This is a genomic window from Desulfuromonas sp. CSMB_57, assembly GCF_020194955.2.
Taxonomy (GTDB): Bacteria; Desulfobacterota; Desulfuromonadia; order Desulfuromonadales; family Syntrophotaleaceae; genus JAFCIY02.
Map to the genome: position 1 here is coordinate 1 of NZ_JAFCIY020000092.1, position 1,124 is coordinate 1,124.

The following is a 1,124-nucleotide window of genomic DNA, read 5'->3' on the forward strand; positions in this document are numbered from 1 at the left end:
TTGGTTACTTTCTTTGGGCGAGCAAAGAAAGTCACCCGGCTGCCGGCCGGGACCGGCGAACCTGGTTCTATGGTTTTTGTCGGAAAGTTTTCAGGGCCAAGGTCAAAGACAAGACCGCGGGTCGCGTCCCCGGTCCCGCAGGACGCCTTACTTTTTGTCCAAACGCATGGTTTAACGCCCTTTGGATTTCGACAATTGCAGGGCATGGCCTTCGCGGGGGACGGCGGGTTATGATGCCATATCGACAACTTACGTGACAGCGTCTTGGATTCATCGAGAGGCCAAGGGCCCCAGTTGAACAAGTTCAGATGGGGAAAAGCGGTATTTGGGGGTAGCCTATCTACTATTGATATATCTTTCGCCGATGTCCAACCGCAAGCACCAGAACGATCAACCTGTGGTCTTCCACGGCACAAATGGCGCGATAATCTCCAATTCGGTACCGCCATAAGCCTTTTTTGCCGCCGGTCAAAGCCTTGCCGAATTGTCTTGGATCGCTGCTGTGCTCGATACGCTCCGCAAAATAGCGAAGAATCCTTTTTTGCACGGCCTTGTCGAGTTGCTCCAAATCTTCTATCGCTTGCTCTTGGAATTCAACTGTCCAGATCAAGATGTTTCTCCACCTCTTTCAGGGTGAAGCGTTTGCCACCTTTTTCCAGACGAGCCAGGCCAAGAAGGTAGTCCTCCTGATCTTCCAAAAATTGCTGAATTGCCAAGCGTACATAATAGCTTTTGCTGCGGCCGGTTTCTTTGGCGAGTTGCTCCAATCGTTCTTCCAGGCTGGGGTCTCTAAGTCCGATCATAAATAGTTCTCCTTGTTAAACATTTTGTACAATTTAAACACAGTGGTCGAAATTGAGCAAGGGGGAACCGGCAAGGGCTCAGGCTTGATATTCGGAGATTCTTTTACCGTTAGACCGGGGAACGCATCGAAGGCCCCGGCATCTGGCTCACCGATCCCCTCGGCTACCTGGAATTCCTCCATCTCAACATGACCGCCCGACTGGTGCTCACCGACAGCGGCGGCCTGCAGGAAGAAACCACCGTCCTCGGCGTACCCTGCATCACCCTGCGCCATAACACCGAACGCCCCATCACCTGCGAAGAAGGCACCAACATCCTGG

Annotated in this window: 2 protein-coding genes and 1 pseudogene; 1 reads left to right on the forward strand and 2 read right to left on the reverse strand. The window is 52.8% G+C overall.

The genetic code is table 11. The features are described 5' to 3' along the window. Positions 1 to 343 precede the first annotated feature (343 nt). A complete protein-coding gene (locus JQN68_RS14495; RefSeq protein WP_225073952.1) occupies positions 344 to 610 on the reverse strand; it encodes a type II toxin-antitoxin system RelE family toxin in 267 nt (88 codons plus the stop codon). Beyond that, on the reverse strand, positions 594 to 803 hold the full coding sequence (gene relB, locus JQN68_RS14500; protein ID WP_225073951.1) for a type II toxin-antitoxin system RelB family antitoxin: 210 nt from the start codon (positions 801 to 803) through the stop codon (positions 594 to 596). Before relB ends, JQN68_RS14495 begins: the two co-directional genes overlap by 17 nt. A 137-nt stretch (positions 804 to 940) precedes the next feature. Between relB and JQN68_RS14505 the strand changes: the two are divergent. Then, positions 941 to 1,124, forward strand: a pseudogene (locus JQN68_RS14505) (UDP-N-acetylglucosamine 2-epimerase); the annotation flags it as partial.

Excerpts from the sequence above, each read along its gene's own strand:
- relB (WP_225073951.1), bottom strand. The coding sequence starts at position 803 with ATGATCGGACTTAGAGACCCCAGCCTGGAAGAACGATTGGAGCAACTC.